The sequence below is a fragment of the Tateyamaria omphalii genome, assembly GCF_019802125.1.
Taxonomy (GTDB): Bacteria; Pseudomonadota; Alphaproteobacteria; order Rhodobacterales; family Rhodobacteraceae; genus Tateyamaria; species Tateyamaria omphalii_B.
Map to the genome: position 1 here is coordinate 45,906 of NZ_JAHVHT010000004.1, position 26,174 is coordinate 72,079.

At 62.2% G+C, this 26,174-nt stretch carries 33 protein-coding genes; 12 read left to right on the forward strand and 21 right to left on the reverse strand.

The features are described 5' to 3' along the window. Window positions 1-143 precede the first annotated feature (143 nt). Window positions 144-416: a hypothetical protein gene (locus tag KUV51_RS16070; protein ID WP_222522476.1), complete on the forward strand. Its 273-nt coding sequence runs from the start codon at window positions 144-146 to the stop codon at window positions 414-416. A 72-nt stretch (window positions 417-488) separates the two neighbouring features. Further along, on the forward strand, window positions 489-746 hold the full coding sequence (locus KUV51_RS16075; RefSeq protein ID WP_222522477.1) for a hypothetical protein: 258 nt from the start codon (window positions 489-491) through the stop codon (window positions 744-746). 5 nt (window positions 747-751) lie between these two features. Here the strand turns inward: KUV51_RS16075 and KUV51_RS16080 are convergent, their stop codons facing one another. The 5 genes from KUV51_RS16080 to def (KUV51_RS16100) are packed head-to-tail and all read right to left on the reverse strand — an operon-like array spanning window position 752 to window position 3,412. Then, window positions 752-988, reverse strand: coding sequence for a hypothetical protein (locus tag KUV51_RS16080; protein ID WP_222522478.1), 237 nt, complete (start codon window positions 986-988; stop codon window positions 752-754). A 10-nt stretch (window positions 989-998) separates the two neighbouring features. After that, window positions 999-1,904, reverse strand: coding sequence for a methionyl-tRNA formyltransferase (fmt, locus tag KUV51_RS16085; RefSeq protein ID WP_222522479.1), 906 nt, complete (start codon window positions 1,902-1,904; stop codon window positions 999-1,001). Between the two features lies 1 nt (window position 1,905). Next, window positions 1,906-2,400 (reverse strand): peptide deformylase, encoded by a 495-nt coding sequence (gene def, locus KUV51_RS16090; protein ID WP_222522480.1) that lies wholly within the window; start codon window positions 2,398-2,400, stop codon window positions 1,906-1,908. Next, window positions 2,397-2,897 (reverse strand): peptide deformylase, encoded by a 501-nt coding sequence (gene def, locus KUV51_RS16095; protein ID WP_222522481.1) that lies wholly within the window; start codon window positions 2,895-2,897, stop codon window positions 2,397-2,399. Before def (KUV51_RS16095) ends, def (KUV51_RS16090) begins: the two co-directional genes overlap by 4 nt. Next, entirely contained in the window at window positions 2,894-3,412 is a 519-nt protein-coding gene (def, locus tag KUV51_RS16100) for a peptide deformylase (RefSeq protein WP_222522482.1), read from the reverse strand. The genes def (KUV51_RS16095) and def (KUV51_RS16100) overlap by 4 nt, the downstream gene beginning before the upstream one ends. 95 nt (window positions 3,413-3,507) lie before the next feature. On the opposite strand from def (KUV51_RS16100), the gene KUV51_RS16105 reads away from it, so the two are divergent. After that, entirely contained in the window at window positions 3,508-4,677 is a 1,170-nt protein-coding gene (locus KUV51_RS16105) for a MalY/PatB family protein (RefSeq protein WP_222522483.1), read from the forward strand. Between the two features lie 14 nt (window positions 4,678-4,691). Here the strand turns inward: KUV51_RS16105 and KUV51_RS16110 are convergent, their stop codons facing one another. Continuing rightward, window positions 4,692-5,231: a hypothetical protein gene (locus KUV51_RS16110; RefSeq protein WP_222522484.1), complete on the reverse strand. Its 540-nt coding sequence runs from the start codon at window positions 5,229-5,231 to the stop codon at window positions 4,692-4,694. Window positions 5,232-5,781: 550 nt separating this feature from the next. Further along, window positions 5,782-6,138 (reverse strand): hypothetical protein, encoded by a 357-nt coding sequence (locus KUV51_RS16115; protein WP_222522485.1) that lies wholly within the window; start codon window positions 6,136-6,138, stop codon window positions 5,782-5,784. A gap of 222 nt (window positions 6,139-6,360) precedes the next feature. Between KUV51_RS16115 and KUV51_RS16120 the strand changes: the two genes are divergently transcribed. Further along, window positions 6,361-7,344, forward strand: coding sequence for a glutathione S-transferase family protein (locus KUV51_RS16120; protein WP_222522486.1), 984 nt, complete (start codon window positions 6,361-6,363; stop codon window positions 7,342-7,344). Here the strand turns inward: KUV51_RS16120 and KUV51_RS16125 are convergent. After that, window positions 7,337-7,696, reverse strand: a complete 360-nt coding sequence (locus KUV51_RS16125) for a response regulator transcription factor (RefSeq protein WP_222522487.1) — start codon at window positions 7,694-7,696, stop codon at window positions 7,337-7,339. The genes KUV51_RS16120 and KUV51_RS16125 overlap by 8 nt on opposite strands. 183 nt (window positions 7,697-7,879) lie before the next feature. Here KUV51_RS16125 and KUV51_RS16130 point away from each other — a divergent pair, with 183 nt between their 5' ends. From KUV51_RS16130 to KUV51_RS16140, 3 genes are read left to right on the forward strand one after another with little or no spacing between them, the layout of a single operon-like run. After that, window positions 7,880-8,818: a threonine-phosphate decarboxylase gene (locus KUV51_RS16130; RefSeq protein ID WP_222522488.1), complete on the forward strand. Its 939-nt coding sequence runs from the start codon at window positions 7,880-7,882 to the stop codon at window positions 8,816-8,818. Beyond that, on the forward strand, window positions 8,815-9,735 hold the full coding sequence (gene cbiB / locus KUV51_RS16135; protein ID WP_222522489.1) for an adenosylcobinamide-phosphate synthase CbiB: 921 nt from the start codon (window positions 8,815-8,817) through the stop codon (window positions 9,733-9,735). Before KUV51_RS16130 ends, cbiB begins: the two co-directional genes overlap by 4 nt. Further along, window positions 9,723-10,895, forward strand: coding sequence for a lytic murein transglycosylase (locus KUV51_RS16140; RefSeq protein WP_222522490.1), 1,173 nt, complete (start codon window positions 9,723-9,725; stop codon window positions 10,893-10,895). The genes cbiB and KUV51_RS16140 overlap by 13 nt, the downstream gene beginning before the upstream one ends. Window positions 10,896-11,192: 297 nt before the next feature. Here the strand turns inward: KUV51_RS16140 and KUV51_RS16145 are convergent, their stop codons facing one another. The 3 genes from KUV51_RS16145 to KUV51_RS16155 all read right to left on the reverse strand — a co-directional run bounded on the left by KUV51_RS16145 (window position 11,193) and on the right by KUV51_RS16155 (window position 15,585). Beyond that, the gene (locus tag KUV51_RS16145; protein WP_222522491.1) at window positions 11,193-11,543 is read right to left on the reverse strand and encodes a hypothetical protein; all 351 of its coding nucleotides are present in this window, start codon (window positions 11,541-11,543) and stop codon (window positions 11,193-11,195) included. A 56-nt stretch (window positions 11,544-11,599) separates the two neighbouring features. Then, the gene (gene smc, locus KUV51_RS16150; protein WP_222522492.1) at window positions 11,600-15,055 is read right to left on the reverse strand and encodes a chromosome segregation protein SMC; all 3,456 of its coding nucleotides are present in this window, start codon (window positions 15,053-15,055) and stop codon (window positions 11,600-11,602) included. Window positions 15,056-15,180: 125 nt separating this feature from the next. Beyond that, window positions 15,181-15,585, reverse strand: a complete 405-nt coding sequence (locus KUV51_RS16155; protein WP_261385879.1) for a hypothetical protein — start codon at window positions 15,583-15,585, stop codon at window positions 15,181-15,183. A 252-nt stretch (window positions 15,586-15,837) separates the two neighbouring features. Between KUV51_RS16155 and KUV51_RS16160 the strand changes: the two genes are divergently transcribed. Beyond that, window positions 15,838-16,605: a FadR/GntR family transcriptional regulator gene (locus tag KUV51_RS16160; RefSeq protein ID WP_222522493.1), complete on the forward strand. Its 768-nt coding sequence runs from the start codon at window positions 15,838-15,840 to the stop codon at window positions 16,603-16,605. On the opposite strand, the gene KUV51_RS16165 is transcribed toward KUV51_RS16160, so the two are convergent. From KUV51_RS16165 to KUV51_RS16195, 7 genes are all read right to left on the reverse strand, one after another. Next, entirely contained in the window at window positions 16,606-17,421 is an 816-nt protein-coding gene (locus tag KUV51_RS16165; RefSeq protein ID WP_222522494.1) for a phosphate ABC transporter ATP-binding protein, read from the reverse strand. Window positions 17,422-17,588: 167 nt separating this feature from the next. Next, window positions 17,589-18,164: a F0F1 ATP synthase subunit B gene (locus KUV51_RS16170; RefSeq protein WP_222522495.1), complete on the reverse strand. Its 576-nt coding sequence runs from the start codon at window positions 18,162-18,164 to the stop codon at window positions 17,589-17,591. Between the two features lie 3 nt (window positions 18,165-18,167). Next, window positions 18,168-18,695, reverse strand: coding sequence for a F0F1 ATP synthase subunit B' (locus KUV51_RS16175; RefSeq protein ID WP_222522496.1), 528 nt, complete (start codon window positions 18,693-18,695; stop codon window positions 18,168-18,170). Between the two features lie 113 nt (window positions 18,696-18,808). Beyond that, window positions 18,809-19,033, reverse strand: a complete 225-nt coding sequence (locus tag KUV51_RS16180; RefSeq protein WP_015496525.1) for a F0F1 ATP synthase subunit C — start codon at window positions 19,031-19,033, stop codon at window positions 18,809-18,811. A gap of 57 nt (window positions 19,034-19,090) precedes the next feature. Beyond that, window positions 19,091-19,840, reverse strand: a complete 750-nt coding sequence (locus tag KUV51_RS16185) for a F0F1 ATP synthase subunit A (RefSeq protein WP_222522497.1) — start codon at window positions 19,838-19,840, stop codon at window positions 19,091-19,093. A 15-nt stretch (window positions 19,841-19,855) separates the two neighbouring features. After that, window positions 19,856-20,191, reverse strand: a complete 336-nt coding sequence (locus KUV51_RS16190) for an AtpZ/AtpI family protein (RefSeq protein ID WP_222522498.1) — start codon at window positions 20,189-20,191, stop codon at window positions 19,856-19,858. A gap of 206 nt (window positions 20,192-20,397) precedes the next feature. Continuing rightward, window positions 20,398-21,279, reverse strand: coding sequence for a LysR family transcriptional regulator (locus KUV51_RS16195; RefSeq protein ID WP_222522499.1), 882 nt, complete (start codon window positions 21,277-21,279; stop codon window positions 20,398-20,400). 356 nt (window positions 21,280-21,635) lie between these two features. Here KUV51_RS16195 and KUV51_RS16200 point away from each other — a divergent pair, with 356 nt between their 5' ends. Beyond that, on the forward strand, window positions 21,636-21,962 hold the full coding sequence (locus tag KUV51_RS16200; RefSeq protein ID WP_222522500.1) for an ArsR/SmtB family transcription factor: 327 nt from the start codon (window positions 21,636-21,638) through the stop codon (window positions 21,960-21,962). Here the strand turns inward: KUV51_RS16200 and KUV51_RS16205 are convergent. Both KUV51_RS16205 and KUV51_RS16210 read right to left on the reverse strand, forming a co-directional pair. Continuing rightward, entirely contained in the window at window positions 21,959-22,849 is an 891-nt protein-coding gene (locus tag KUV51_RS16205; RefSeq protein WP_222522809.1) for a DMT family transporter, read from the reverse strand. The genes KUV51_RS16200 and KUV51_RS16205 overlap by 4 nt on opposite strands. Then, window positions 22,846-23,727, reverse strand: a complete 882-nt coding sequence (locus KUV51_RS16210) for a LysR family transcriptional regulator (RefSeq protein WP_222522501.1) — start codon at window positions 23,725-23,727, stop codon at window positions 22,846-22,848. Before KUV51_RS16210 ends, KUV51_RS16205 begins: the two co-directional genes overlap by 4 nt. Before the next feature lie 120 nt (window positions 23,728-23,847). Between KUV51_RS16210 and KUV51_RS16215 the strand changes: the two genes are divergently transcribed. Continuing rightward, window positions 23,848-24,420, forward strand: a complete 573-nt coding sequence (locus KUV51_RS16215) for an FMN-dependent NADH-azoreductase (protein WP_222522502.1) — start codon at window positions 23,848-23,850, stop codon at window positions 24,418-24,420. A gap of 93 nt (window positions 24,421-24,513) precedes the next feature. After that, window positions 24,514-24,975 (forward strand): hypothetical protein, encoded by a 462-nt coding sequence (locus KUV51_RS16220; protein WP_222522503.1) that lies wholly within the window; start codon window positions 24,514-24,516, stop codon window positions 24,973-24,975. Here the strand turns inward: KUV51_RS16220 and KUV51_RS16225 are convergent. Further along, window positions 24,972-25,526 (reverse strand): DinB family protein, encoded by a 555-nt coding sequence (locus tag KUV51_RS16225; protein ID WP_222522504.1) that lies wholly within the window; start codon window positions 25,524-25,526, stop codon window positions 24,972-24,974. The genes KUV51_RS16220 and KUV51_RS16225 overlap by 4 nt on opposite strands. Before the next feature lie 116 nt (window positions 25,527-25,642). Between KUV51_RS16225 and KUV51_RS16230 the strand changes: the two genes are divergently transcribed. Then, a complete protein-coding gene (locus KUV51_RS16230; RefSeq protein ID WP_410001082.1) occupies window positions 25,643-26,041 on the forward strand; it encodes a c-type cytochrome in 399 nt (132 codons plus the stop codon). Window positions 26,042-26,174: the final 133 nt, after the last annotated feature.

Here is a 26,174-nt window from a genome sequence, read left to right on the forward strand (position 1 = left end):
CGTTTATCGCCGCAATCTGATCACTCCCCACTACCATTTCCATGACAGTTTGTGACCGATTGGTCCCTTATTGTTACAGCCTCTTTGCGCTATCTCTCTCCCAAGACACACGGTCCCGACCGCCACCGCAAAGGAGAAGAGACATGAACCTGCAAGCCACCAAGACCCCGCTTCTGATCGCCGCCATCGCCACAGCGGTCACCGTCACCAGCCTGTCGCCTGTGAGCGCCCAACCCTACTGGGTCAGCGCCACCGCCGATGCCGACAGCGCGCAGGTCATCGACGCGAATTTCAAGGTGAAGCTGAAAAAGCACAAGCTGCATCACGGCTACAAATTCCACGGCGCCAAGAAGAAGAAATACGTTTCTCCCAAGACGACATTCAAAAAGAAGGTGCTGATCAAGAAATTCTTCTGATCACCTCCTCAAAATCGCACCGGCGGCCTGCCATATGATCATGGCGGGCACCGGCAATGGGAGCAGAAGAAAATGGCACAACACCTGCTCTGCACCGCGCTGATCGCAGGGGCACTCGCCTCAAGCCTCGCGGCTCAATCGCCTCAGATGCCACCGCTGGTCAATCAGACCGACCCGACACAGCGGCTTGTCCCCAAACCAACCCCGCTCACCAGCGGGGTACGTGAGGCCACACCCTCCACCCATCTCGGCCCCGGCTTTCGCGAGGCGAAACCCTCAAGCCACCTCAGCCCGAACGTACGGACACCACGGATAAAGGACCGCGACTGACGCCGCTATTTCCGCCAGTGCGTCGGCACGATGATCAGCGCCCCGATCGACGACACGATGGCGTTCAGCCCCGGGCTCGAAAAGCCAAACCCGAACATCAGCCGCACGAAGTAGAACAGGAAGGCGCCCCCGATGCAGATGATGATCGACTGCACGATCCCATTGTGGGTAAAGTTCGTCTTTTCCGACAGATAGCCAACGATGCCCGCAATCACGACGGTGCCGATCAGGGTGGGAAACATGCCTGCTCTCCTACAATTGCGTGCCCTTGGACAGCGGCAGACCGCGCAGGAACACATCCGCATCCTGCGCGCCTTTGCCCGCCCGTTGCAAGCGGGTCAGGCGCACGGCACCGCTGCCACAGGCGACCGTTAGCGCATCATCCAGAACCATTCCGGGCGCTCCAGCGCCTTCAGCCAGCACCGATCCCAAAACCTTGATCCGCGTGCCCTCATGCTCGAACCAGGCACCGGGAAAGGGCGACAGCCCCCGGATCAGCCGATCCACCTCGACCGCATCGCGGGACCAGTCAATCGCCGCCTCCGCCTTGTCGATCTTTGCGGCATAGGTCACGCCCTCTTCGGGCTGCACCTCCGGCACCAGATCAGCCAACCCGGCCAACGCCTCGACAATGAGGCCAGCCCCCATCCCGGCCAAACGATCATGCAGGTCCGCAGTGGTCTCAGTCGCGCCAATGGGCGTACTGCCCCGCAGCAGCACGGGCCCGGTGTCCAGCCCCGCCTCCATCTGCATGATGCAAACGCCCGTCTCCGCATCACCGGCCATGATCGCGCGATGAATGGGCGCCGCCCCACGCCACCGCGGCAACAGGCTCGCATGAATATTCAGACAGCCATGCACAGGCGCATCCAAGATCGGCTGCGGCAGGATCAGGCCATAAGCCACAACCACAGCCACATCCGCGTTCAACGCTGCAAACGCAGCCTGCGCATCATCATTGCGCAGCGACACCGGGTGGCGCACCTCCAGCCCCAACGCCTCTGCCCGCGCCTGCACGGGGCTGGGCCGATCCTTCTTGCCCCGCCCCGCAGGGCGCGGCGGCTGGGTGTAGACGCAGACAATCTCGTGACCAGCATCGTGCAGCGCATCCAGCGCCGAAACCGAAAACTCCGGGGTGCCCATGAAAATCACACGCATCTCACTTCCCCTTCTTCGCCTTGCGCAGCAGCATGTCGCGCTTCACCCGGCCCAGATTGTCGAAATACATCCGCCCCGCCAGATGGTCGATCTGGTGCTGGACACTGCGCGCCTCCAGCCCTTCGAAATCGCGACGGTCGATCATGCCCTGGTCGTTCAGAAAGCGCACAGTGACCGCCTTCGGGCGCGCAATCTCGGCAGACACACCGGGCAAGTTCGGGCTCGCCTCCGTCCCCTTCTCGATCTCCGACGATGCGTCCAGAACCTCCGGGTTCGCCAGCAAAATACGGCGCGACCGGTCGGGCGTCGCATCGACAACGGCCACGCGCAGCATCACACCAATCTGCGGTGCAGCCAAACCCACACCGGGCATCGCATCCATCGTCTCGACCATATCAGCCCACAGCGCGCGGATCTCATCCGTGATCTCGGGCACGTCCTCGGCAGCGGTACGCAAGCGCCTGTCAGGCCACGGAACAAAGGGACGAACGGTCATGCCTCACCCGCATAGGCCGCAAGTATGGCGTCGCGCTGCGCGGCGTCCACACGATCCAGGGTAACGATGCCGTCCAGATGGTCCAACTCGTGCTGCGCGCAGATGGCGGCAAAGCCGGTAAGCCATTGATCATGAACCAGACCATCCAGATCGGTCCACACCATGCGCACCGATGTGGGACGCTCCACCGCCGCCATGACACCGGGGATCGACAGACAGCCTTCGTCGGCACAGGCCATCTCTTCACTGCGCTCAATGACATCGGGGTTGATGCACACAACCGGGCTGCGTGTGCCTTCTTTCCAAGTGGTGTCCATCACGAACAACCGCACCAGCTCACCCACCTGCGGCGCGGCCAACCCGCGACCCGGTGCGGCATACATCGTCTCCAGCATATCTTCCGCCAGTTCGCGCACATCCGGCGTGATCGCCTCGACCGGCGCACAAACAGCTTCCAGCCGCGCATCCGGCCAGGTCAAAATCGGTCGCACGCTCATGCGCGCGCGCGTTCCCGTTTCAGCTTCTGCATCTTGCGGGTGATTAACTGACGCTTCAGAGGCTTGAGGTAATCGATGAACAACTTGCCATCGAGATGGTCGATCTCATGCTGCACACACGTGGCCCAAAGGCCATCCAAGGCCTCCGTCTGCTCCTTGCCATCGCGGTCAATCCACCGCACCTCAACCTCCGCCGGTCGGGTCACATCGGCAAACTGCTCGGGGATCGACAAGCACCCTTCCTCATACGTGTTCAGCTCGTCCGAAGAGGCCACAATCTCAGGATTGAACATGATCAACGGACGGGGCGCTTCGCCCTCCTCCTTCACGCAATCCAGCACGATCAGCCGGGTCAACACGCCCACCTGAGGAGCCGCCAACCCAATACCCGGCGCATCATACATGGTTTCCAGCATGTCATCCGCCAGCGCGCGCAGCTCGTCCGTCAGGTCGGGCACAGCATCAGCCGTCTTTTTCAGACGCGGATCAGGGTGCAGAAGAATGGGGCGTTTCATGGCGTTCATGTAAGCCAACGCCCCGCCCACCGCAATGTCCCCTTGCACCTGCTCCGATGCACGCTAGCCTGCGGCCAGATCAACGGAGTATCCTCATGAGTTTCGACACCATCATCGACCGCCGCGGCAGCCATTGCGTGAAATGGGACATGATGGAGGAGATCTATGGCGTCGACGGCGACAGGGGCCTCGCCATGTGGGTCGCAGACATGGACTTCCGCCCGCCGCAATGCGTTCTGGATGCAGTGCAGGCGCAGGTCGATCACGGGATCATGGGCTATTTCGGGGACGATACGAAATACCGCGAGGCGATCCAGTGGTGGATGAAGGAACGGCACAACTGGACGGTCCAGGCCGACCACATCTTCACGACCCACGGCCTCGTCAACGGCACCGCCATGTGCGTCGACACCTTCACCGAACCGGGCGACGGCGTCGTGCTGTTCACACCCGTCTACCACGCTTTCGCGAAGGTGATCAAAGCCAACAACCGGCGGGTGGTCGAATGCGAAATGCCCATGGCCGACGGGCGCTACGAAATGGACTTCGATGCATGGGACGAACAGCTCGACGGCTCGGAAACCATGCTCATCCTCTGCTCACCCCACAATCCCGGCGGGCGGGTCTGGACGCGGGACGAACTGCTGGGTGTCGCAGCCTTCGCCAAACGGCACAAGCTGATCCTGGTCTCGGACGAGATTCACCATGACCTCGTCATGCCCGGCCACAAGCACATCCCCATGTCGCACATCCCCGGCGTCGAGGACCGGCTGATCATGATGACGGCCACGACCAAGACCTTCAACATCGCGGGCAGCCACTCCGGCAACGTCATCATCGCCGACCCCGACCTGCGGGCCAAATTCGCGCAGCGGATGGCGGGCCTCGGCCTCTCACCCAACTCCTTCGGCCTTTTCATGGCCACCGCAGCCTACTCGCCCGAGGGTGCGGCATGGACGGACGAGCTTGTCACCTACCTCGACGGCAATCGCAAACTCTTTGACGAGGCCGTGAACGCCATCCCCGGCCTCTACTCGATGCCTTTGGAAGCCACGTACCTCTCCTGGGTCGATTTCGACGGCACCGGCATGACGCGCGAAGAGTTCACCAAACGGGTCGAACAGGACGCCTGCATCGCCGTCAACCACGGCCCAACCTTCGGCAAGGGCGGCGACAGCTGGCTACGCTTTAACATCGCCACGCCCCGCGCGCGGGTGCAGGAAGCGGTGGAAAGGCTGGCCGAGGCGTTTGGCGACTTGCAGTAGAAACGCACTGCCTGTCAGAAAATGGCTTCATGCTCAGCGTAAAACGCATCCCACTGGACGTTGCCGCCCCCGACGCCGCCCCACGCACCACCGCTTTCCCACGTCGACTGTTCCGGCGCCCACCACCAATCGTCACCAACGGGCAGCACCTCGACAATCGGCGGCGCAGGCGGCGCCGGATCCGGTTCAGGCCAATTTGCTGCTTCCAGAAAAATATCGTCGTAGTAGCCCTGGTTGACGCTTTCCAGGAAATCCGCGGTGATTTCCAGGCGATCGAGATAGGTGATTTCATCCTGCTCCGACAGCCTGTCGATATCGTCCTGCAAGTTGGGATCTTCCAAAATCCGCTCGCCTAACCTGAGCATGAAATCCGCCTCCGCATCAGTGAGAATTGGCGCATTCAGGTCAAATGCAGGAGGAAAGCCATCGTTGGGCAACTGTGCCGGGTCAAGGAATGACGGACTGCCAAAACCGTTCTCTCGTACCGATCCGACATCCGCCGGGCCGGCAAAAACAAAACTGTCGGAAATGTCTTCAAATGCGCTGAGTTCCATTGGGCAATCTCCAAGTACATTTTAAAAAGCGAAAGCGGCACGCATCCAAAAACCGGATGGCATCCCGCACTCAGACGGTAGGCCACCGCTCAATTTCCGGTCAAACGAGCACCCGCAGAATAAGTGGAAAATGGCCTATACGTCAGCGGATGCTCGGGCGGAGACCACGTTTAAACACCAGCCGCTAAAGAGCCCGGGCAGGCACATGGAACGAGAGCCTCCCGTGTCCTCCGTCGGAAATGGAATAGGGCAGCGCAGCAAAAACAGGCGACACCAGAACAGCTGCGCCACGCCTGTAAACCCTCTCAAAACGCGACTTCCGAGATGCGCGTAAACCTTAATGCGAATGGTTAACGCTTAACTCTTGTGAACAAGACATTACCAAGCGTGCTGCCGCCAAAACGCGCGCTTTTCGCACCAAAATGTGCAGATTGCGGAAAAAGGGATGTTTTTGACCCAAATTCCCGATCTGAAAATACGCAGTTTCAGCGTCAAAACATGCAGTTTTGCGCGCCAACAGGCACCGCACGCCGCATTAACATGTTTGCTTTCAGTCGATGTCCTGCGCCAGCAGCGCCACGGGCGCATCCTCGGCCCGCACGAAATCAAGCGCCGGTTTTTCGGCCACCGCCGTCAGCCGCTTGAACTCGTACCGCATCTCGCCCGCCTCTTCATCAGAGGCCACGATCAGGCACTGAAACAGGTGGATCGCACCATCGTAAAGATCGACATAACCGCGAAGATACGGCGCCGTATCGGCTTGCATGGAAAAGCCAGTCTTCCACATGCGCAGCACGGGATAGGTCACGCCGTCCACGGCCAACCGCAGACGCGAGGCTTCTTTCAAGGATTGCAGCCGCGCGCTGTCCAGGCCCGCTTGCACTTCCTTTGGTACGAATGTCGACATGGCAGTCTTTCCTTTCGCTCCCCACAGCACAGGATGACTCTTAAAATGAGTCGTTTCAGTTAAATTCCAATGACATGGCGCAACTCTTCCAGGTTGTGGCATTCCTGTGACTCTCCCCTAACATGCTGATGTGCGCAGGCGCAGGCGTCATGCGCGCCAGCTTCGGTTTGCGCGCAATTCCGCCGCCTCTACATCTGCACCAACGCAGACAGGAGAGCGAACATGGGTCTTTTGGTGGACGGCGTCTGGCACGACCGGTGGTACGATACGAAATCACGCGGCGGAAAATTCCAGCGCAGCCAGGCCAAGTTCCGCAACTGGATCACGGCGGATGGTCGTGCGGGTCCGTCCGGTGAGGATGGCTTTCCGGCGGCCAGCGGGCGCTATCACCTCTACGTCTCCTACGCCTGCCCCTGGGCGCACCGCGCCCTGATTTTCCGCAAGCTCAAGGGGCTTACGGATCACATCAGCATCTCCGCCGTTCACCCCGACATGCTGACCGAAGGCTGGACCTTTGAACCCGACGACAAGGGGGCGACAGGCGACACCTTATATGGTGTACCATATGCCCGCGACATCTATATCAAGGCTGATCCGATGTTCTCAGGCCGTGTGACCGTACCGATCCTGTGGGACAGGGACCGCGAAACCATTGTGAGCAACGAAAGCTCCGAGATCATTCGTATGTTCAATTCCGCGTTCAACGGGATCACCGGAAACACCGACGATTATTTGCCCGAGGAGTTGCGCGACGCCATCGCGCCGGTGAATGACCGCATCTACGACACGCTCAACAACGGGGTCTACAAATCCGGCTTCGCGACAACACAGGAGGCGTATGACGACGCGGTTCATCCGCTCTTCGATACGCTCGACTGGCTGGAGGAGCGGCTCAACTCTTCACGCTACCTGATGGGCAACAAGATCACGGAAGCCGATTGGCGTCTCTGGACGACGCTGGTGCGGTTTGATGCCGTCTATCACTTGCATTTCAAGTGCAACCGCAAGCGGCTGGTCGACTACCCGAACCTCTGGGCCTACACCCGCGAGCTTTACCAGGTGCCCGGCGTGGCCGAGACGGTGAACATGGACCACATCGTGCGGCACTACCACTACAGCCACGAAAGCATCAATCCGCACCGAATCCTGCCGATCAATCCCGATCTGGATTTCGATGCGCCCCACGGGCGAGACGGGGTCAGTTGACCCCGTAATGCTCCACCATCGCCGCCAGGTCTTCGGGCGGTGTGCCCGCCGGAACGAAGGCGCAGGCATTGCTCGAGTGGTTGAAGATCGACCCGTCCGAGAAAAATGTCGTGTCGGTGACAAAGATCACCCGCGCGTTCGGATGGCGATAGCTGGCAAAGTCGGCCACGGCGAGGGCGCTGCCCTCGTCCAGCACCAGATCCATGATGATGATATCGGCCGAATGTTCCGACAGATGCGCAACGGCTTCATCCTGCCCGTGCACGAGGGCAACATCCGCCCCCTGCCGCGCCAGATGCCGTTGCCACAGCACCCCCAGCTCCCGCCGGCTCTCAACAATCAAAACGTCCATGCTCACTCCGAGCCGCCCCAACGCGGACCCACTTTTCTTCTGTTCAGCATACTCTTAACAAACAGTTAACAGATCGGGCGATTCATTAACGCGCCCACGCGGACTTGAAAATCGGGCAAGTTTCCGCTTTGTCCGGGCCGGAAGACGCCGAAACCGGCACGCCATGCACAGGAGTCTTGCATTTTGGCGCAAGAACGGGATCACGGCGGCGGCCTTGACGCAGCTGTCGCGAAATATGGCGGGCTCCGATCCGAATGGATCGACCTGTCCACCGGCATCAATCCGACACCATACCCCATACCGGCACTGTCGCAGATGGATTGGACAGCGCTGCCCGACAGGGCGGCAGCCGACCGGCTGATTGCTGCGGCACGCATGGCCTGGAACGTGCCGGACGATGCCGCGATCCTCGCCACACCCGGCGCCTCGGCGGCAATCGCGCAGATCCCGCGGCTTGCGCCGCAGGGCACCGTGCATATCCCCGCGCCCACCTACAACGAACATGCAGCCAGCTTCGCAAATGCAGGCTGGACCGTGAATGGTGACAACGCGGCAGACGCCCGGGTCCTCGTGCATCCAAACAATCCCGATGGACGGCATTGGAACGCGCAGGACATGACCCCACCCCTGATGGTCATCGACGAAAGCTTTTGCGATGTCACGCCGGAGGCGAGCCTGATCGCACAAGCAAACCGGCCCGGCGCACTGATCCTCAAGAGCTTTGGAAAGTTCTGGGGGCTCGCAGGCGTGCGCCTCGGGTTCGTGATCGGCGATCCGGTCCTGATTGCACGGCTTACCGACATGTTGGGGCCCTGGCCGGTTTCCGGTATCGCACTCAATGTCGGGGCAACGGCACTGGAGGACCGCGCTTGGGCGGATGCCACACGGACCACGCTTGCACAGGATGCAAACAGGCTCGATACGCTGATGCAGAGCCGCGGGGCAGAACTCGTCGGCGGCACAACGCTGTTTCGGCTCTATGACGTGGGCGATGCCGCAGCGTGGCAAGCCCGGCTCGCGCAGTCCCATGTCTGGAGCCGCATCTTCCCCTACAGCAACCGCTGGCTGCGCCTTGGCCTGCCTCCGGCTCATGGCTGGTCGCAGCTTGAGAGCGCCCTGTGACAACCGCGCTGACCCTTGCACTTGCCATGGTGCTGGATGCATTGGCCGGAGAGCCAAAGTGGCTCTGGTCGCGCCTGCCCCATCCTGCCGTGATGATGGGGCGCGCCGTGGGTGCGCTCGACACGCGGCTGAACACCGAACCGGGAGCACGCGCCAAGGGCGTCGCAGCAATCGCGATCCTTGTGCTCGGGGCAGGCATCATCGGTCTTGCCCTAGCCCAGCTTGGTTGGGTGGTTGAGGTGGCGGTCGCGGCAATCCTGCTGGCGCACCGTTCTCTCATCAACCATGTCGCAGCGGTCGCGCATGGCTTGCGCCAATCCACTGGCGAAGGGCGGCGCGCGGTCGCAATGATCGTGGGGCGGGATGTCAGCGCTGCCACCCCCGACCAGATCACCCGCGCCGGGATCGAAAGCTTGTCGGAAAACTTCAGCGACGGGGTCATCGCACCCGCCTTCTGGTTCCTGATCGGCGGCCTGCCGGGCATTTTGATCTACAAGGTGGTCAACACGGCTGACAGCATGATTGGCTATTTGACCCCCCGCCACGCTGAATTCGGATGGGCCGCGGCGCGGCTTGACGACCTTTTGAACTGGCTGCCGGCGCGGCTCACCGGCGCACTGATCGCTTGGGCCGGCAAGGCAACGGGCTCATGGCCCGCCATCCGCACCGACGCCGCCCTCCACCGCTCCCCCAACGCAGGCTGGCCCGAAGCAGGGATGGCCCGCGCCATGGACATCGCGCTGGCCGGACCACGCAGCTATCAAGGCAAGATAGAGGACCTCGCCTGGGTCAATCCAGACGGTCGGCGTTCCATAGGCCCGGCTGACATTGACGACGCGGTCGTGATCGTGTGGAAAAGCTGGGGCTTGGCCTTGGCAAGCCTTATTTTGATTGGAGTATTGATTTGGATTTTCTAAAGAATTTCGCGTGCGCTCTCGCCGTCACCTGTGTACCAGCCCTAGCGCTCGCGCAATGCGGCGGCAGTTTTTCTGCGTTCAAGAACGGCCTGAAATCCGAAGCGGTGTCGCGCGGCATCGCACCCGCGACTGCCGACCGCTTCCTCGCCTCGGTTCGGCAAGATCCCAAAGTGTTGCGCGCCGACCGAGCCCAAGGCGTGTTCCAGCGCCCCTTCATCGACTTTTCCCGCCGCCTGATCTCGCAAAACCGCATCGACACCGGCCGGTCCAAAGCCCGGCAATGGGACAGCGTGTTTGACCGGGTCGAACGCGACTACGGCGTTGATCGCAACGTGCTTCTCGCCTTCTGGGCATTCGAGACGGATTACGGATCATTTCAGGGCGACTTCAATACGGCCAACGCACTCGTAACGCTCGCCCATGATTGCCGCCGCCCCAACCTCTTCCGCCCACAGGTATTCGCCGCGATGGAACTCTTTGCAGCCGGTGACTTCGACCCCGCCCGCACCACAGGTGCATGGGCCGGGGAAATCGGCATGGTGCAGATGCTGCCCGGTGACATCATCGAAAACGGCGTGGACGGCGACGGCGACGGGGCGGTCCGGCTCAAGACCTCCGCTCCCGATGCGCTTTTGTCGGGCGGCAAGATGCTCCAGCATTTCGGCTGGCGCGCGGGCGAGCCGTGGCTGCAAGAAGTCACCGTGCCCGCCCAGATGGACTGGAGCCTCAGCGGCGTGGGCAAACCGCGCAATGCGGCCGATTGGCAAGCCATGGGCGTCCGGGCACGCAACGGCCAGCTCGCCAACCTGCCCGCGTCTCTGATCCTGCCGCAGGGCCATAAGGGGCCAGCTTTCCTAGCCTATCCGAATTTCGACGTCTATTTCGAGTGGAACCAGTCATTCACCTATGTGCTCACGGCTGCCTACTTCGCGACCCGTCTGGGTGGCGCGCAGGTCTATGCCGCGGGCAACCCATACGCAGGGCTTGGCCCAGATCAGATGAAGCGCTTGCAGACCAAACTGCAGGCGCGCGGTTACAATGTCGGCGAAATTGACGGGATTCTGGGGGCCGGGACACGCGCTGCTGTTCAGGCCGAACAAAAGCGGCTGGGCCTGCCCGCCGATGCCTGGCCCACGCCCGCGTTGCTTAACCAACTTTGACAGCGCACGTTTGAACTTTGGTAAGGATTGGGCTATATTTTTCCATACGGAAGTTTTGTTCAGTTCAATCACCGAACAAAAGACCCGGCAGAGGTGCTACTCTGCCGGGTCACTCTTTTTCAGGTCAGAGCCCGATCAAGAGGCGGATAACCCCGATCACAAGTGTCGCCACCGCGACCGCGACCATCCATCTTCGGAAGTTTCTCTCCGTCAGTTCAATCACCCCCTTTCGCGACCCAGGATGGGTCGCTCAGGCAAGATGCTGAGAAAGTGTAGAAGATTTGGTTAAAATCGGCCTCAAGGCCGGATCGGAAAGCGCTCGCCCTTTTCCGTCAGCATGACCACACGGCCAGCACTCTCCACATACTTGTCACAGCGCCCGAATCCGTTGCGAAAGGCGATGCAAACCGTGCCATCCACGCCAACTTCGTACCGGCCAAAGGCCGTCCCGCCTCCGTTGGCATAGGTGTAGGAATACGCCCCACCCGCCGAAAACTTGGACTGCCCGTCATCGAAGAAGGTCAGAGTATTCCCTTCGACCAGCGCCATAACGGCTTGACGATCAAGAGGTGTGTCCGCGCTGCGCACCGCCCAATCTTGGGACAGGGCGGGACCGGCAAGCAGGAACAAGATCAAAAACAGTCGCATGTTCCGACCATAGCACCCTTCGCACATACGGTCCCGTCACGTCGTGGTGACCAGCGTCACGCCACCATCGTTTCGGCCTTCTTCAGGTCAACTGACACCAACTGGCTCACACCCTGCTCGGCCATGGTCACCCCGAACAGCCGGTCCATCCGCGCCATCGTCACCGCATGGTGGGTGATGATTAGGAAACGGGTATCGGTCCGGCGGCACATCTCATCCAACAGATCGCAGAAGCGGGTGACGTTCGCGTCATCGAGCGGTGCGTCCACCTCGTCCAGCACACAGATCGGCGCCGGATTGGCAAGGAATACCGCAAAGATCAACGCCATCGCGGTCAGCGTCTGCTCCCCGCCGGAGAGCAGACTCAAGGTCGACAGCTTCTTGCCGGGCGGCTGACACATGATCTCCAGCCCCGCCTCCAGCGGGTCCTCGCTTTCCACCATCACCAGGTTTGCCTCACCCCCACCAAAGAGATGGGTAAAGAGCAGCGAGAAGTTCGAATTCACCTGTTCAAAAGCGGTCAACAGCCGCTCACGCCCCTCGCGGTTCAGGCTGGCAATGCCGCTGCGCAGGGTCTTGATGGCCTCTTCAAGATCGGCCTTCTCGCCCACGAGGGTGTCATGCTCCTCCTGCACCTCCTTGGCGTCTTCCTCGGCGCGCAGGTTCACGGCACCCAAAGCGTCCCGCTGCCGCTTCAACCGACCCACCTCGGTCTCCAGCGCCTCCGCCCCCGGCATCTGATCCGGCACCACGTCCAAAGCCGTCAGCAACTGGTTCGGCGTCATCTGCTGCTCTTCCGCAATGCGCTCGGCGGCATAGGTCACAGTCTCGCGCGCCGCCTCCGCCCGCGCCTCGGACCGGGCGCGCGCCTCTCGGGCCTCGGAGGCCAATCGCTCCGCTTCCCGCTCGGCCAGCGTCGCGTCGCGCAACTTGCCCTCGCCTTCGGACAATGCATTGGCCGCCTCCGCCTTGCGGCTCTCGGCCCGCGCAATCTCGTCACTCAACGCCTCGCGCTTGGCCGCCAACTCACCCGGCGCTGCCTGCGCCTCCTTCAACTCGGCCTCTGACGTCACCTTGCGGTCCACCAGCTCCGCCGTCCGCCGCTCGGCGGTCTCAAGCCGGTGCTTCCAGCCGCTCACCTCCTTGGTGATCTCCTGCGCCCGCTTCACCCGCGCCTCACCCGTGCGACGCAGATCATCATGGGCCGACCGGCGCGACATCATAGTGATGCGCGCCGCCTCAACGGTCATGCGCAGGTCTTCCACCTCCGCCCGCGCGGCCTCCAGATCGGGCAAATCGGCCAGGGCCGTCTCAGCTTCCGACACCCGAGCACGGGCCGCCATCGCATCCTCTTCGTGCCGGGTCACGGCGAGGCCCAGAGACTCCAACCGCCCCTCGGCGAGATTGCGATCCGCCTCCGCCCGGCTCAACGCCCGTGCAGCATCAGCCACCATCCGGTCTGCCTCACGACGGGCATGGCGGGCCATCTTGTCGGCTTCGGTCAACTCGGCCATCCGCGCCGTCAAAGCCTCATGCGCCTGCCGCGCCCCATCGGCGCGAGAGGTCGCCCGCTCCAACGACTGCTTCAACTCTTCCAAACGGTTCAACTGCTGCAAGCGCAAGGCCGCAGCACTCGGCGCGTCCTCGGCCCAGGCCCGGAACCCGTCCCAGCGCCACACATCACCTTCCTGTGACACCAACCGCTGACCGGGTTTCAACAACGGCTGCAACCGAGCCGCATCATCCGCGTCAACGAGCCCAATCTGCGACATCCGGCGCTGCAACACCTCCGGCACCGACACGTGCTGGGTCAGCGCCGTCACACCCTCGGGTAAAGGCTGATCCACGTCATAAGCAGGCAACACCGCCCAGCCAGACGGCCCATCCGCATCGACCTGCGGCGCGCGCAAATCATCGGCCAAAGCCGCGCCAAGCGCCTTCTCAAACCCCTGCTGCACCTGCAGCCGGTCGAGGATCTGACCACCCTCAGCCGTATCCCGCTCCACCAGCTTGGCGAGCGCACCGGCTTCGGCCCGCAGGGCATTCATCTCACCCTCGGCCTCCGAACGTTCCGCACGGGCATCCGCCTCACGCGACTGTGTCTCGGCCCGCGCTTCCTCGGCAGCGATCAGCGCCGCATCGGCCCGCTTCGCCGTCGCCTCGGCCTCCGCCACCGCCGCCTCTGCGGCTTCAAAATCCACACCCGCCTTGTCCAAAGCCGCACGGCTGGTCGCCACAGCCCCGCGCGCCTTCTCGGCCTCAGCCTCCGACTTCGCCTCAACCTTCCGGCTGTCCTCCAGCAAACGCTGCGCCGACCCATGCCGCGCTGCCAACCGCGCCACATCCTCGGTCTTGTCCGACTGGTCGCCCTCGCGCGCCTGCAGGACCTGACCCGCCTCGCGCGCCGCCTCCGCGGCCTCCGCCAGCAGCGCCTCATGCCCCTCGCTCGCCTTGGCAATCTCGGCCGCTTCCCATTCCAGACGCTCGATGGTCTCGCCCGCGTCTTTGTTCAGCCCGCCCTCGCGCTCGATGTCACGCGCCAACTGCGCAATCCGCCCAGTCAACCGCTCAATGGCCTGCTCCGCCTGCGCCTCCTGATCGGCCAACGTATCCCGCTGCACGGCCAGACGCTGCAACACGGCAGCCGCAATCGCATCCTCTTCCCGCAACGGCGGCAAGGCATCCTCGGCCTCAACCCGCGCCTTCGCCGACACCTGCACAGCACCCTCAGCCTGCGCCGCCGCCGTGGTCCGGGCGCGCAACTCTTCATCCGCCGCCGCCCGCGCATCATCCGCCTCGCGCCAACGCCGATACAGCAACTGCCCCTCGGCCTTGCGCAGACTGTCGCCAATCTCGCGATACCGCGCCGCCTGCCGCGCCTGCCGCGCCAACTGGTTCAACTGCGCCGCCAATTGCTCGATCACATCATCCACACGCGCCAGGTTCTGCTCGGCCCCTTTCAGCTTCAACTCGGCCTCATGCCGCCGCTGATAGAGACCAGAAATCCCCGCCGCTTCCTCAAGAATGCGACGCCGGTTCTTCGGCTTGGCATTGATCAGTTCCGCAATCTGCCCCTGCCGCACCAGCGCGGGCGAATGCGCGCCCGTGGACGCATCGGCAAACAGCATCTGTACATCGCGCGCTCGCACATCCTTGCCATTGGTCTTGTAGGCACTGCCGACATCCCGCGTGATCCGGCGCACGATCTCCAGCGCGTCCTGATCGTTGAACCCCGCAGGGGCCAGCCGCTCCGAGTTGTCGATATGCAGGCTGACCTCGGCAAAGTTGCGCGCCGGCCGGGTCGACGCGCCAGCAAAGATCACATCCTCCATGCCCCCGCCGCGCATCGCCGTAGGGCGGTTTTCCCCCATCACCCAGCGCAGCGCTTCCAGCAGGTTCGACTTGCCGCAGCCATTGGGGCCAACCACGCCGGTCAGCCCGTCCGCGATGATCAGGTCGGTCGGATCGACAAAGGATTTGAAGCCGGTCAGTCGGAGTTTGGAAAAGCGCACGCGGCCCCCAAAGTGAGTCTGGTTGGGCTGGCATGGTGGACGGCCATGGGCAAAGCTGTCAACGCCGGACCCCCACAAACTGCGATTTGGGCGGGTTTATCCACAAGATATTGCGGGCAGGCCGCTCAGATCACGTCACAATCCACCGCCAGCACCAGCTCATCCGTGGCCGCGCTGACATAGCTGTCGAGCGTGTAGCAACTGTATTCCCCCTGCGGCACCTGCCGGTCGATGGGCGGACCACCCTTGCCACAATCCAGAATGCCGGTGGCCAAGGCCTGATCCCCGCGCACCTCCTTCACCTTGCATCCACTGACGATCTCCATAGCTTTGGCCGCACGCGCCTTGATCGGGCCGAAACGCGGCGCGTACTGCATGTTCGTCCGCAACGCCTCCGCCAGCCGCCCGTTGACGCGCACGTCGAAGGTAGAGCCGTCAACCGTGACCGTCGTGGCAGGCAGGCCGCGAAAATGCGGACCTGCGGTGTTGCAGGCGGCAAGAGCAAGGCAGGCAAAGAGAACAAAGCGCATGTCAGCAGCAAAGCCCACGCTTGGTTAACAACCAATGAACAGACCCCACCGCGCGTTGCGTTAACCTCCGCCTCGGCGTCCGTTGGGGGTGTACAGGGGGTGCACGCAGGGTGCACAGGGGGTGACACCCTGTTTTCAGCGTCAATCTCCGTAAAAACAAGGTAAACGCGCGCGCCGACTCACCCCACCCGCTCTCCGATTGCACCACCGCCCAACTGGTCATATGATTTTACCAATTCGACCGGAGTACCCATGCCCTTTCGCCTCGTCCAGCCCGACAAACTTTCCGCAGCCGTGATCCGCCAGATCGAGCAACTCATCCTGCGCGGCATCCTGCGCCCCGGCGAACGGCTGCCCCCCGAACGCGACCTCGCCGAACGCATGGGCGTCTCCCGCCCCTCCCTCCGCGACGCCATCGGCACCCTGCAAGAGACCGGCCTGCTGGTCGCCAAACCGGGCGCCGGGGTCTACGTGGCCGATGTCCTCGGTTCCGCCTTTGCCCCTGCTTTGACTGAACTTTTCGCCCGCCATGACGAGGCTGTGTTCGACTATCTCAGCTTCCGCCGCGACATGGAGGGGCTCGCCGCCGAACGCGCCGCGCGCCTCGCCTCAGACACCGATCTGGCCGTCGTGCAAAAGGTCTTCGAAAAGATGGAAGCCGCCCACCCCAAGCGCAATGGCGAGGAAGAAGCCCAGCTCGACGCGCAATTCCACATGGCGATCATCGAGGCGAGCCACAACGTCATCATGCTCCACATGATGCGGTCGATGTACCAGCTTCTACGAGATGGTGTGTTCTATAACCGCCAAGTCATGTTCAAGCAGCGCACCACACGGCAGGCGCTTCTGGACCAGCACCGCCAGATCAACACTGCCTTGCAAGCCCGCGACCCGGGCGCCGCCCGCACCGCCGTGCACGCCCATCTCGACTATGTTGAACGGGCCCTGCGCGACCAGCAAAAGGCCGAGCATAACGAAGAGATCGCGCGCCAGCGGCTCGACCACGAAACGAGCGGCTGATCACCCCATCTTGCCCGCGATAAACGCCCGCGCCTCCGTCGTGCGGGGCGCCGTGAACATGGCTTCCGTCGGCTGTAGCTCCAGCAACTTGCCAAGGTGGAAGTAGGCAACCCGATCCGCGATCCGCCGGGCCTGCGCCATCGAATGGGTGATAATGACGATGGCCTGATCCCGCTTCAGTTCAAGCAGCAAATCCTCGATCCGTTGTGTCGCAATCGGGTCAATGGACCCGGTTGGCTCGTCCATCAACAGCACCTCGGGACTGGTCGACAGGGCACGCGCGACGCACAACCGCTGCTGTTGACCGCCGGAGAGTTCAGTACCGGACTTGACGGTCAGGTGTTCCACTACCTCATCCCACAGCCCTGCGCGCCTAAGGCACTGTTCTACATGAATTTTCAACGCCTTCCGATTCCTTGTCAAACCATGCAGCCGCGCGGGGTAAGCCACGTTTTCAAAGATACTCGTCGGAAACGGGTTCGGCTTTTGAGCGACCCAGCCGAACCGTCGGCGGTGCAGCGGTGGGTCGATATCCGGCCCATGTATGTTGTCACCATTCATCAGGATCGTGCCCTCGATCAGCACGTCCTGGGCATCATCATGCATGCGGTTCAGACACTTCAGCGCCGTGGATTTCCCGCAGCCGGACGGACCTATAAAGGCCAGGATCTCGCCTGGGTACAGGTCAAAACTGACATCATCCAGCGCCTGCTTTTCGCCATAGTGCAGCGACAGGTTGCGGACTGTCACAATGGGCGGGCTGTTGCGGCGCAGGGCGTGTATGGAGGGAAGGCCGGTCGTCTGTGTGTCAAACATGAGAACCTCGCGGGTGCTGGAAACAGGGCCGTACCCAACGGGTAGTCCGCGCAACAGCACCCCGGCTTGATCCATGCCAAACCCGCGCAAAACTTCACAAAACCTTCAAAAAGAAAAACCCCGGCGCGGTGGCCGGGGTTCAATAGTTTCGGTGTGGTCGCAAGGGCTTAGTGCAGCCGCGCGTCCACTTCCGCAATGGCGTCGTCGATCAGCTTGTTGCTGTCGGTGGCCGTCATCTGCTTGGCGATCACGTCGCGCGCGGCCTGTACTGCAACCACGGCAGCAGTGTCGCGCACCTCTTTGACGGCGCTTGCTTCGGCCGAAGCAATCTGGTCCGTCGCAGCGGCGAGGCGGCGTTCGATGGACGTCTTGAGGTCAGCGCGCGCCTGATCGGCAGCCGCTTCCGCGTCCTTTTTCGCCTGTTCGACGATCTTGTCGGCCTGCTCCTGCACCTCTTTCTGCTTGCGCTCATACGACGCCAACAGAGTTTGCGCTTCTTCACGCAGCGCGCGGGCCTCGCTGATCTCGGACTGGATGCCGCTTGCGCGATCGTCCAGCATTTTCGAGATCATGCCGGGCACCTTGAAGTACACCAGCACGCCGATGAACAGGATGAACGCGATCAGAACGATCAGGTCCGTGTTGCTCAGCTTCCAGAACTCCGCCGAAAACGGATTCTTGGATGCGGCCAGTGCCGGACCAGCAGCCAGAACGGCGAGGGATGTAAGGGTCAGAAAACGCATGACTTATCCTTTCATCCGGGCGTTGACGGCAGCGGTGATCGCCTTGGCGTCGGCCTTGCCACCCATCAGGGCAACGATGTCCTGCGCCGCGTCCTTGGCCACTTCTTTGACGGCCTCTTGAGCACCAGCGCGAATTTCGGCAATCGCCTTTTCGCTCTCGGCAGCCTTCGCGGCAATCTCGGCATCCGCCTTTTCGATGGCGACGTCGAGGTCGGCCTGGATGGCCGCCTTGGTCTCGCCCGCGATGCGTTGCGCTTCGGCGCGGGCATCGGCCAGCGCTTTTTCATAGGCAGCTTCCGCCGCCTCCGCCTTGGCCTTGAGGTCCTCGGCCGCGGCGATGTCATTCGTGATGGTCCCCTGCCGTTCGGCAAGGATGGCTGCGATCCGCGGCAGGGCCACGCGCGACAGCACGAAGTAGATCGCCAGAAGGGCGATCACGAGCCAGAAAATCTGGTTGCCGAACGTGTCGATGTTCAGCTGCGGCATACCGGGCCCGGCGGCGTCGGCAGCACTTGATGTTTCGGTTGCCATGTCGGTCGTTCCCCTGAGTGGACCCTGCATGCAGGGCCGAATTGCGAGCCGTTACATCGGGCAGCGTGATCTATACCACGCCGCCCGACCGTAAGGAATATCGCCAGAGAAGCTTAGACGGCGAACATCAGCAGCAGAGCGACGAGGAACGAGAAGATCCCCAGGGCTTCTGCAAAGGCGATGCCGATGAACAGTGTAGCAGTTTGGCCAGCAGCGGCCGAAGGGTTGCGCAGAGCGCCGGCGAGGAAGTTGCCAGCGACGTGGCCCACACCGATTGCGGCTGCGCCGGAACCGATTGCTGCCAGGCCTGCGCCGATGTGTGCGAGTTCACCTTCCATGTCTAATCTCCTTACGATTGGAAGTTGGTATGCAGCAGGGCTGTGCCCCACCGAGCATTAGTGATGCGGGTGCAGCGCGTCCTTGAGGTACACGCATGTGAGGATCGTGAAGACGTAGGCCTGGATGGCCGACACCAGCACTTCGAGCCCGTAGATCGCCATGACGCCGATGATGGCCACGGGGGCGATGGCTGCGACTTGCGCAAAGCCAGCGAACACTTTCAGAACCGCGTGGCCGGCCATCATGTTGCCTGCCAGACGAATGGAGTGGCTGACGGGGCGCACGAAATATGAAATGATCTCGATAACTGCGAGGATCGGGCGGAGCGGCAATGGCGCGCTCGACACCCAGAAGAGGCTCAGGAACGATGCACCGTTCTTTACGAAGCCCAAGATCGTAACTGCAAAGAACACGCCGAAGCCGAGGACAGCGGTGACCGCGATGTGCGACGTAGTGGTGAATGACATCGGGATCAGGCCAAGGAAGTTGGCGCAGAGGATGAACATGAACAGCGTCATGATGTAGGGGAAATACTTGATCCCATCCTTGCCGGTCACATCCTCGACCATCTTGTAGACAAAGCCGTACATCAGTTCTGCAATCGACTGGCCGCGGCCCGGAACGGTTTCACGCTTGGAGGTGGTCAGGACCATCAGGCCAATCACCGCCAGCACGGCCAGGGCAAGCCAGAGCGTCACGTTGGTGATCGTGAACATGCCAATCTCGCCACCAAACAGCGATTTGACTTCGAACTGATCCATGGGCTTGAAGGACAGCCCACCACCGTTTGTTGCTTCATCTGCCATTCGGCTCTCTCCGTCCTAGCCCTGCGGGGCGTCGTCATCTGCGGCATCGGCCGCTTCTCGCTGGCTCTGAACCTCTTTCGCGCTGCGCATCATCGTCTGGATGCCGGCCGCGAGGCCCAGAAAAATAAATATGATCATGAGAAACGGTGAAGTGCCGAACAGCGCGTCCAGCCCGTATCCCATGCCAAAGCCGATCCCGATACCGGCCACCAGTTCGATCACCATGCGCCAGGCCAGTTGTGCCTGAGAGTGAGGGTCCGGTGTGCGGGGTTTGGGCACATGCTCTTCCTTGACCGCGTCGATCTTGGCGCTCAGGGCCTTCAGTCGATCTGCGTCTTCGGGGTCGGTCACGCGCCTTTCATCCCGTCATTTGGTTTCATGGGTGGATATGTCGGGGTGCGGTGTGAGTCAACGCGCACTGACACTTTTGAAATCAGCGCCTAACCAACTGTTTTATTGCATATTTTCCGGCACAATGAAGACAGGCGCCAATGCGCCGCACCTACCCTTCCGAGCGTTTTCAGGCGGATATGTATGTTCAACCATTTGGTTGATTTTTATCTTCTACGCAGCGCGGTGGTTTGGTCCAGCAGCCAAGAGCGTACCGTCCGCACGGCTTTGCGCCGCCCCGACTGACCACTGGTGAGCAAGTGAAAGGATCCCTGTCGAAACCCCACGTCAGACACACGCACAAGACGGCCCGCGGCTTCATCCAGATGCGTGCCATCCGAGGCACCGAGGTAGATACCCGCACCATGCACCGCCGCTTCCAGCGCGAGGTTTGCGCGCATCCGCCAGGGTGGGTCCGGCACCACGACGTCGAACCCGGCCCGCTTAACCCAGTCTATCCAGATGTTGGGACCCCGATCACGCAGCAGGGGCCGCTCCGTCACATGTTCCGGCAGTAGCTTGTCATCCGGCAAGTACCCCGGTGCTGCGAATGGATAAATCGGCGCGTTGCTCAACAGATCCGATGGCTCGTCAAGATGGCCTGTCTTGGCGTAGCGAATTGCAAGGTCTGCCTCGTAGCGATCAAGATCGGCCAGGTCATTTGAACCCACCACGCGCAGTTCGACGTCCGGAAAGGAGCGCTGGAACCCAGCCAACAAGGGCATGACGATCTTGATGGCAAAAACGGGTTCGCTGTTGACCACCACGCGCCCTGCGGGCGTATCTGACAGCCCCTCGGTCGCATCGCTGATCACGTCAAAGGCGGGGGCAATCCGTTGCAGATAGTGGCTGCCCTCTGCTGTCAGAGCCACGCCGCGCGACGCATCGCGAAAGAGCTGCACGCCCAATCGCGCCTCCAACCCGCGCACATGACGGCTGATCGCGGAGTGACTTACAGCCAGCTCTTCGGCGGCTCGGGTAAAGCTTTCATGCCGGGCTGCGGCTTCGAAAGCACGCAAGGCATTGAGTGGTGGCAGGATGCGGGACATGAGCCAAAGCGTGCAGAAAAGGCACAAGTCATGTCAAGGAACTCTGTTTGTCCCAACAGGAAGGCTAGCCCATATTGGCTGCACACCTCCTGAGAATAGAGGCTGTCCATGCAACTCACCCGCTCCAACGCGCTTCTGCGCGCACTCAACACTTGTGCAAAATTTCTGCGTAAACGCAAAATACCGAAGCAAGCCGAGGGCACCGCCCTGCCCCCGATGACGGACCATATTGCGCAAGACATCGGCCTCACCCCGTCGCAACGCGCACAGATGTCCCACCGCTGGCCGTCAGAAGAGAACAGGCACCCGTACCTCTGATCGCTTCCCCTTGGACCGCCCGCCCGGTATGACAGGCCATGGCCGATCCGCTCGACACCGTCTTCTCAGCCCTCGCCGACCCGACCCGGCGGGCGATCCTGACGATGCTGCTTGAGGACGACATGGCCGTCACGGACGTGGCCGAACCGTTCGAGATGTCGCTGGCCGCAATCTCCAAGCACCTGACGATCCTGACCCGCGCCGGGCTGATCCAGCAGGAAAAGCGCGGCCGCGTGAAATGGTGCAAGCTGGATCCGGATGCGATGCGCGCGGCGTCCGTCTGGATGCAGGGGTTTGGCCAGTTCGAGCCCGTGAACCTCGATGCGTTCGAACGGTTCCTCGCCACCGAGCTGCCGGGCAGCTAGGCCACCCGCTCTTCGTCCCGCAAGAGCAGTGACAAGGCGACCACCGTCAACCCTACACCGACCCAGACAATGCCGGAGGGCACACCGTTGCCCAAGGCCACTTCCCACAGGATCACCCAGCTTGGTGTCAGATAAGTATACGCCATGACCTTGGCAGACGGCAGGCGCAGGGTGGCGAATTGCAACAGCACAAACGTCGCCGCCGACGCAAAGATCGCCACGTAGATCAGCGTTACCCAGACAATACCCGGCAGATCGGCCCATTGGGTCGCCATCAGGTCCCGCCAGCCCCACAGCGTCAACAGCACTGCACCGGCGACCAGCATACCGAATGTGAACACGACCGCGGGCTCACCCCGGTTCAGCTTTCGCACCATTGGGGTATAGATCGCGTGGCTCACGCAACCGAAGAAATAGATGACCTCGCCGCGCCCAACCTCGAATGCCAGAAAGGCGGACAGGTCCGCGCGAAAGATCACCCAAAGGGCTCCTGTGGCCCCCACAGCCAAAGCCAGTGCCATGCGCGGGGTCGTGATCTGGCGCAAAAGGATGTAGCCGAAAATGCCGGACATGACGGGCGTCAGGGTAAAGACAGCCGCCGCACTGACCGGGGGCGCCGTCTTCAACCCCTCGAACATCAGAACGAAGTAGATCGCAAACAGACCGCCTAAAACCGCATAACGCCACGGCGCGTTTAGCGCCTGCCGCGGCACGCCGCCCCTCGCCGCAACGGCCACGCCAATCACAAGCGCCGCGATCCAGAAGCGGGCGGCATTCAGCGCAGCGGGCGCGATCTCGTTCGCCGCCATGGACCCAAGCGAAAACGACCCAGCCACCAGAGCCGAAAAGGCCAGCATGGCCGCATGACCGCGCAGAGCCGGCGTCACAGAACGTGCCACCCCTTGGACTTCTCTTTCAGAAACGTCAGGAACGCCTGCACCTTGTTGGTGCGGTGCAGATCCACATGGGTCACCAGCCACAGGGGCGAGGACCAATCCTCGCGCGGGCACATGATCTCCACCAGGTTCGGGTTGGCCCGCGCCTCGAGCACGGACAGAAAGCCGATGCCCGCCCCTGCCAGCACGGCTTGTTCCAGAGCGCGCACATCCGTCGAGCGGAAGGTGATGTCATCTTCGGCCACCTGGCTACGAAGCCACTTGTGAAACGGCGCACGGTTGTCGGCGGAATCGTGACTGACAAAGCGGTGGCCCGTGGCTGTTTTCAGATCATCGGGATGGCCATGCGCCTCGACATATTGCTTGGTCGCATAAAGCCCCATGGATTGGCGGACAAAAGGCTGCACCACGTTGTCCGGCTGGTCGGGCGCATTGCCTGCACGGATCGCCACATGCGCCTCGCCATATTCCAGGCGAAACAGGCGCTCACCGGTCAGATAGCGGACCACCACATCCGGGTGCTGCTGCTGAAACTCCGTCAGGACCGGGGCCATGCGGGGTGCCATGTTCACCAGCGAGGTGACGACCAATTCACCCGACACCTCGGTCCCGCGCCCCTTGATGCGGCCCACAAGCTGGCTGAACTGGTCATCGGTGGCTTGCGCGACGCGAAACAGATCATCCCCCGCCTCGGTCGGGGTGTATCCACGGGCATGGCGCTGAAACAGCTTCACACCCAGCCGCCCCTCAAGCGCGTCGATGTGGCGGATGACCGTCGCGTGGTGCACGCCCAGCACGTCAGCGGCACCGCTGACCGTCCCCATACGCGCCACCTGATAGGCGGTCTTGATCTCGTCCCAATTGTCCATCGGTCAAAAGCTCTTTGTGCAAATCCTAACAGATGCTGTTGAGTTTCAGAAATTGCGTTCAAATTTGCAAGGTCCAATTCTGGGGGCAGACGACACATCCATCCCAGAGAGGACCCGACCATGACCATCCTGCACATCGACAGCTCCGCCCGCACCGAAGGGTCCGTCACCCGTGACCTGAGCGCCCGGATCGTCGCCAAGCTCGGCGGCGACGTGATCCGCCGCGATCTGAGCGAAGCGTTGCCCCAGATCACCGAAACCTGGGTCAACGCCAACTTCACACCCGCCGACGACCGCGACCCGGCCCAGCGCGACACGCTCGCCCTGTCCGACACGCTGGTCGAGGAATTGAAGGCCGCGGACACAATCGTCATCGGCGCACCTGTCTACAATTTCGGCATCCCCGCCGCGCTGAAAGCGTGGATTGATCTGGTGGCGCGCGCCGGGCTGACCTTCAAGTACAGCGAAACGGGTCCGGTCGGCCTGCTCGACGGCAAGCGCGCGATCATCGCGGTTGCAACCGGCGGCACCCCGGTAGGCAGCGACATCGACTTTGCCACCGACTACCTGAAGCACGTGCTCGGGTTCATCGGCATTCACAACGTCGAGGTCATCGCCGCTGACCGCGTCATGGCGCAGGGCGAAGAGGCCATCGCAGACGCCAAGGCAGAGATTGAGAAACTGGCGGCCTGACGGCCAGAAACGCCCACATATTGCCCCCAGCCGACCCGCCCGGCGGTGGCTATTCTGTTGCGCGATGTCGATGGCCGCGCGTAGCGTCGCGACATGACCGTTGTCCGCAACCTGCCGACCCAACTGATCCTGGCCCACGCCCCCTGGCTCCTGGGTGGGGGGCTGATTGTGTGCATCGTGGCCTGCGCGGCAGCGGGGCTGGCCCTGCTGGCAGCCGGGGAAACCGCCGGACTGCCCACCGTGCTGCTGGGCGCAGGTGTACCGCTGGGCATCTTTGCCTTGGCGATCAAACGCGATCAGGTCATTTTCGACGCCAGCACAGGCACGGTCACCGTCCAACGCCGCACACTCTTACGCTACAGCAACGCCGTGCATCCACTCACCCACGTCCGCGGCGCGGACGTAGAGGTGTTTTCCGACACGGCACGGCCAACACTGACCTTTCACGCCGAACCGCCCTACCCGCTGGTCGAGGCATATACATCCGGCCACGGTCCGAAAAAGACGAGGGACGCGATCAACGACTGGCTCAGAGCCTACCGCCGCTCTGCCTAGCGCCAGATGTCATCCTCGGTCACGCCCATTTCGCTCAAATCCGGGGCACGCAAGGCCGCGTCATTGTCCCACGCCATATAGAACTCATCCAACTGCGGCGGTGCCACCTTGGTCATGCTCAGCAGCGCATGAACCTGGCCGCGATGGTGAATCTGGTGCTGGATCAGGTGCAGAAAGGTGCGGTCGAACCGCTCCTCCTGCATGCCACTGCTGCGCGGCATGTGCACGATGCGTGCAGGATCAGACAGCGTTGCGTCTTCTGTTACGGCGATCAAACGGCGATCGACATCGCGCTGCGCGGCGCGAAGGGCAGGCAAATCCGGATGGGGCACTTCCGGCTCAAATGCCGCAGGACCCATGCACGCACCTTCCAAGGCAGATACGTAATACCAGTCCACAATCAGGATGTGATTGAGCGTGGCGATGATCGACCCGAAAAAGGACGGGCGCGGCCGCGCCAGTTCGGCATCAGTCAGCCCTGCGCAGGCCCGATGCAGGCGATGATTTGACCAGGCATTGTTGTACGCCTGCGGGGCAAAAAGCTGAGACATACCGAACTCCTCTTTCCTGCGGCGACACGAGAAACCCGCGCGACAGTTGATCAAGATCAGGGCGATCCCACGCCGCTCTCCTTACGCTGGCCTGCGTATCAGACAGGAGACGGACCGTGAAACACCTCATCGCTACCTTTGCTTTGCTCGGCAGCATGCCTCTGACCGCCATGGCCCAAGACACGTCTGTGGGCGCCACGCTCTACCAACGGCACTGCGCCACCTGTCACGGTGTCAACGCGGACGGCAACGGCCCCATGCGTCCGGCCCTGCTGCTGCAACCGCCCAGCCTGAACGACCTCGCCGCGCGCAATGACGGCACCTTTCCCATCGCGCGCGTGGTGTCCCGCATCGACGGGCGCGACCCGCTGGTCAGCCATGGCTCACCCATGCCGGTCTATGGCTGGTACTTCGAAGGCGACGATACCGCGCTCAAGGCCGAGACCGGCCAGCCGATCCTGACCAGCAAACCCATCGTGGATCTGATGGCGTATCTGCAGAGCATTCAGGAGTAGGTCGGACAGCTCGGGCCGGTATCTGTCAGAAAGCACCTTGATAGACACTTCACGGTCCAGATGGCACCAGCGACCTGACACCCGATCCTTTCACGGTTGGGGGTGACATCTCACGGCTTCCAACCAGCCACCC

Bases quoted from the DNA above. Each gene is read 5' to 3' on its own strand.
- KUV51_RS16155 (WP_261385879.1), bottom strand. From the start codon at position 15,585: ATGCGCTTTGTTCTCTTTGCCTGCCTTGCTCTTGCCGCCTGCAACACC.
- KUV51_RS16120 (WP_222522486.1), top strand. From the start codon at position 6,361: ATGGGTCTTTTGGTGGACGGCGTCTGGCACGACCGGTGGTACGATACG.
- KUV51_RS16145 (WP_222522491.1), bottom strand. From the start codon at position 11,543: ATGCGACTGTTTTTGATCTTGTTCCTGCTTGCCGGTCCCGCCCTGTCC.
- KUV51_RS16200 (WP_222522500.1), top strand. From the start codon at position 21,636: ATGGCCGATCCGCTCGACACCGTCTTCTCAGCCCTCGCCGACCCGACC.
- KUV51_RS16075 (WP_222522477.1), top strand. From the start codon at position 489: ATGGCACAACACCTGCTCTGCACCGCGCTGATCGCAGGGGCACTCGCC.
- KUV51_RS16165 (WP_222522494.1), bottom strand. From the start codon at position 17,421: ATGTTTGACACACAGACGACCGGCCTTCCCTCCATACACGCCCTGCGC.
- KUV51_RS16210 (WP_222522501.1), bottom strand. From the start codon at position 23,727: ATGGACAATTGGGACGAGATCAAGACCGCCTATCAGGTGGCGCGTATG.
- KUV51_RS16195 (WP_222522499.1), bottom strand. From the start codon at position 21,279: ATGTCCCGCATCCTGCCACCACTCAATGCCTTGCGTGCTTTCGAAGCC.
- KUV51_RS16125 (WP_222522487.1), bottom strand. From the start codon at position 7,696: ATGGACGTTTTGATTGTTGAGAGCCGGCGGGAGCTGGGGGTGCTGTGG.
- KUV51_RS16180 (WP_015496525.1), bottom strand. From the start codon at position 19,033: ATGGAAGGTGAACTCGCACACATCGGCGCAGGCCTGGCAGCAATCGGT.
- KUV51_RS16185 (WP_222522497.1), bottom strand. From the start codon at position 19,840: ATGGCAGATGAAGCAACAAACGGTGGTGGGCTGTCCTTCAAGCCCATG.
- KUV51_RS16170 (WP_222522495.1), bottom strand. From the start codon at position 18,164: ATGCGTTTTCTGACCCTTACATCCCTCGCCGTTCTGGCTGCTGGTCCG.
- KUV51_RS16215 (WP_222522502.1), top strand. From the start codon at position 23,848: ATGACCATCCTGCACATCGACAGCTCCGCCCGCACCGAAGGGTCCGTC.
- KUV51_RS16080 (WP_222522478.1), bottom strand. From the start codon at position 988: ATGTTTCCCACCCTGATCGGCACCGTCGTGATTGCGGGCATCGTTGGC.
- KUV51_RS16225 (WP_222522504.1), bottom strand. From the start codon at position 25,526: ATGTCTCAGCTTTTTGCCCCGCAGGCGTACAACAATGCCTGGTCAAAT.
- KUV51_RS16070 (WP_222522476.1), top strand. From the start codon at position 144: ATGAACCTGCAAGCCACCAAGACCCCGCTTCTGATCGCCGCCATCGCC.
- KUV51_RS16110 (WP_222522484.1), bottom strand. From the start codon at position 5,231: ATGGAACTCAGCGCATTTGAAGACATTTCCGACAGTTTTGTTTTTGCC.
- KUV51_RS16105 (WP_222522483.1), top strand. From the start codon at position 3,508: ATGAGTTTCGACACCATCATCGACCGCCGCGGCAGCCATTGCGTGAAA.
- def (WP_222522481.1), bottom strand. From the start codon at position 2,897: ATGAGCGTGCGACCGATTTTGACCTGGCCGGATGCGCGGCTGGAAGCT.
- def (WP_222522480.1), bottom strand. From the start codon at position 2,400: ATGACCGTTCGTCCCTTTGTTCCGTGGCCTGACAGGCGCTTGCGTACC.
- KUV51_RS16160 (WP_222522493.1), top strand. From the start codon at position 15,838: ATGCCCTTTCGCCTCGTCCAGCCCGACAAACTTTCCGCAGCCGTGATC.
- fmt (WP_222522479.1), bottom strand. From the start codon at position 1,904: ATGCGTGTGATTTTCATGGGCACCCCGGAGTTTTCGGTTTCGGCGCTG.
- KUV51_RS16175 (WP_222522496.1), bottom strand. From the start codon at position 18,695: ATGGCAACCGAAACATCAAGTGCTGCCGACGCCGCCGGGCCCGGTATG.
- KUV51_RS16115 (WP_222522485.1), bottom strand. From the start codon at position 6,138: ATGTCGACATTCGTACCAAAGGAAGTGCAAGCGGGCCTGGACAGCGCG.
- def (WP_222522482.1), bottom strand. From the start codon at position 3,412: ATGAAACGCCCCATTCTTCTGCACCCTGATCCGCGTCTGAAAAAGACG.
- KUV51_RS16220 (WP_222522503.1), top strand. From the start codon at position 24,514: ATGACCGTTGTCCGCAACCTGCCGACCCAACTGATCCTGGCCCACGCC.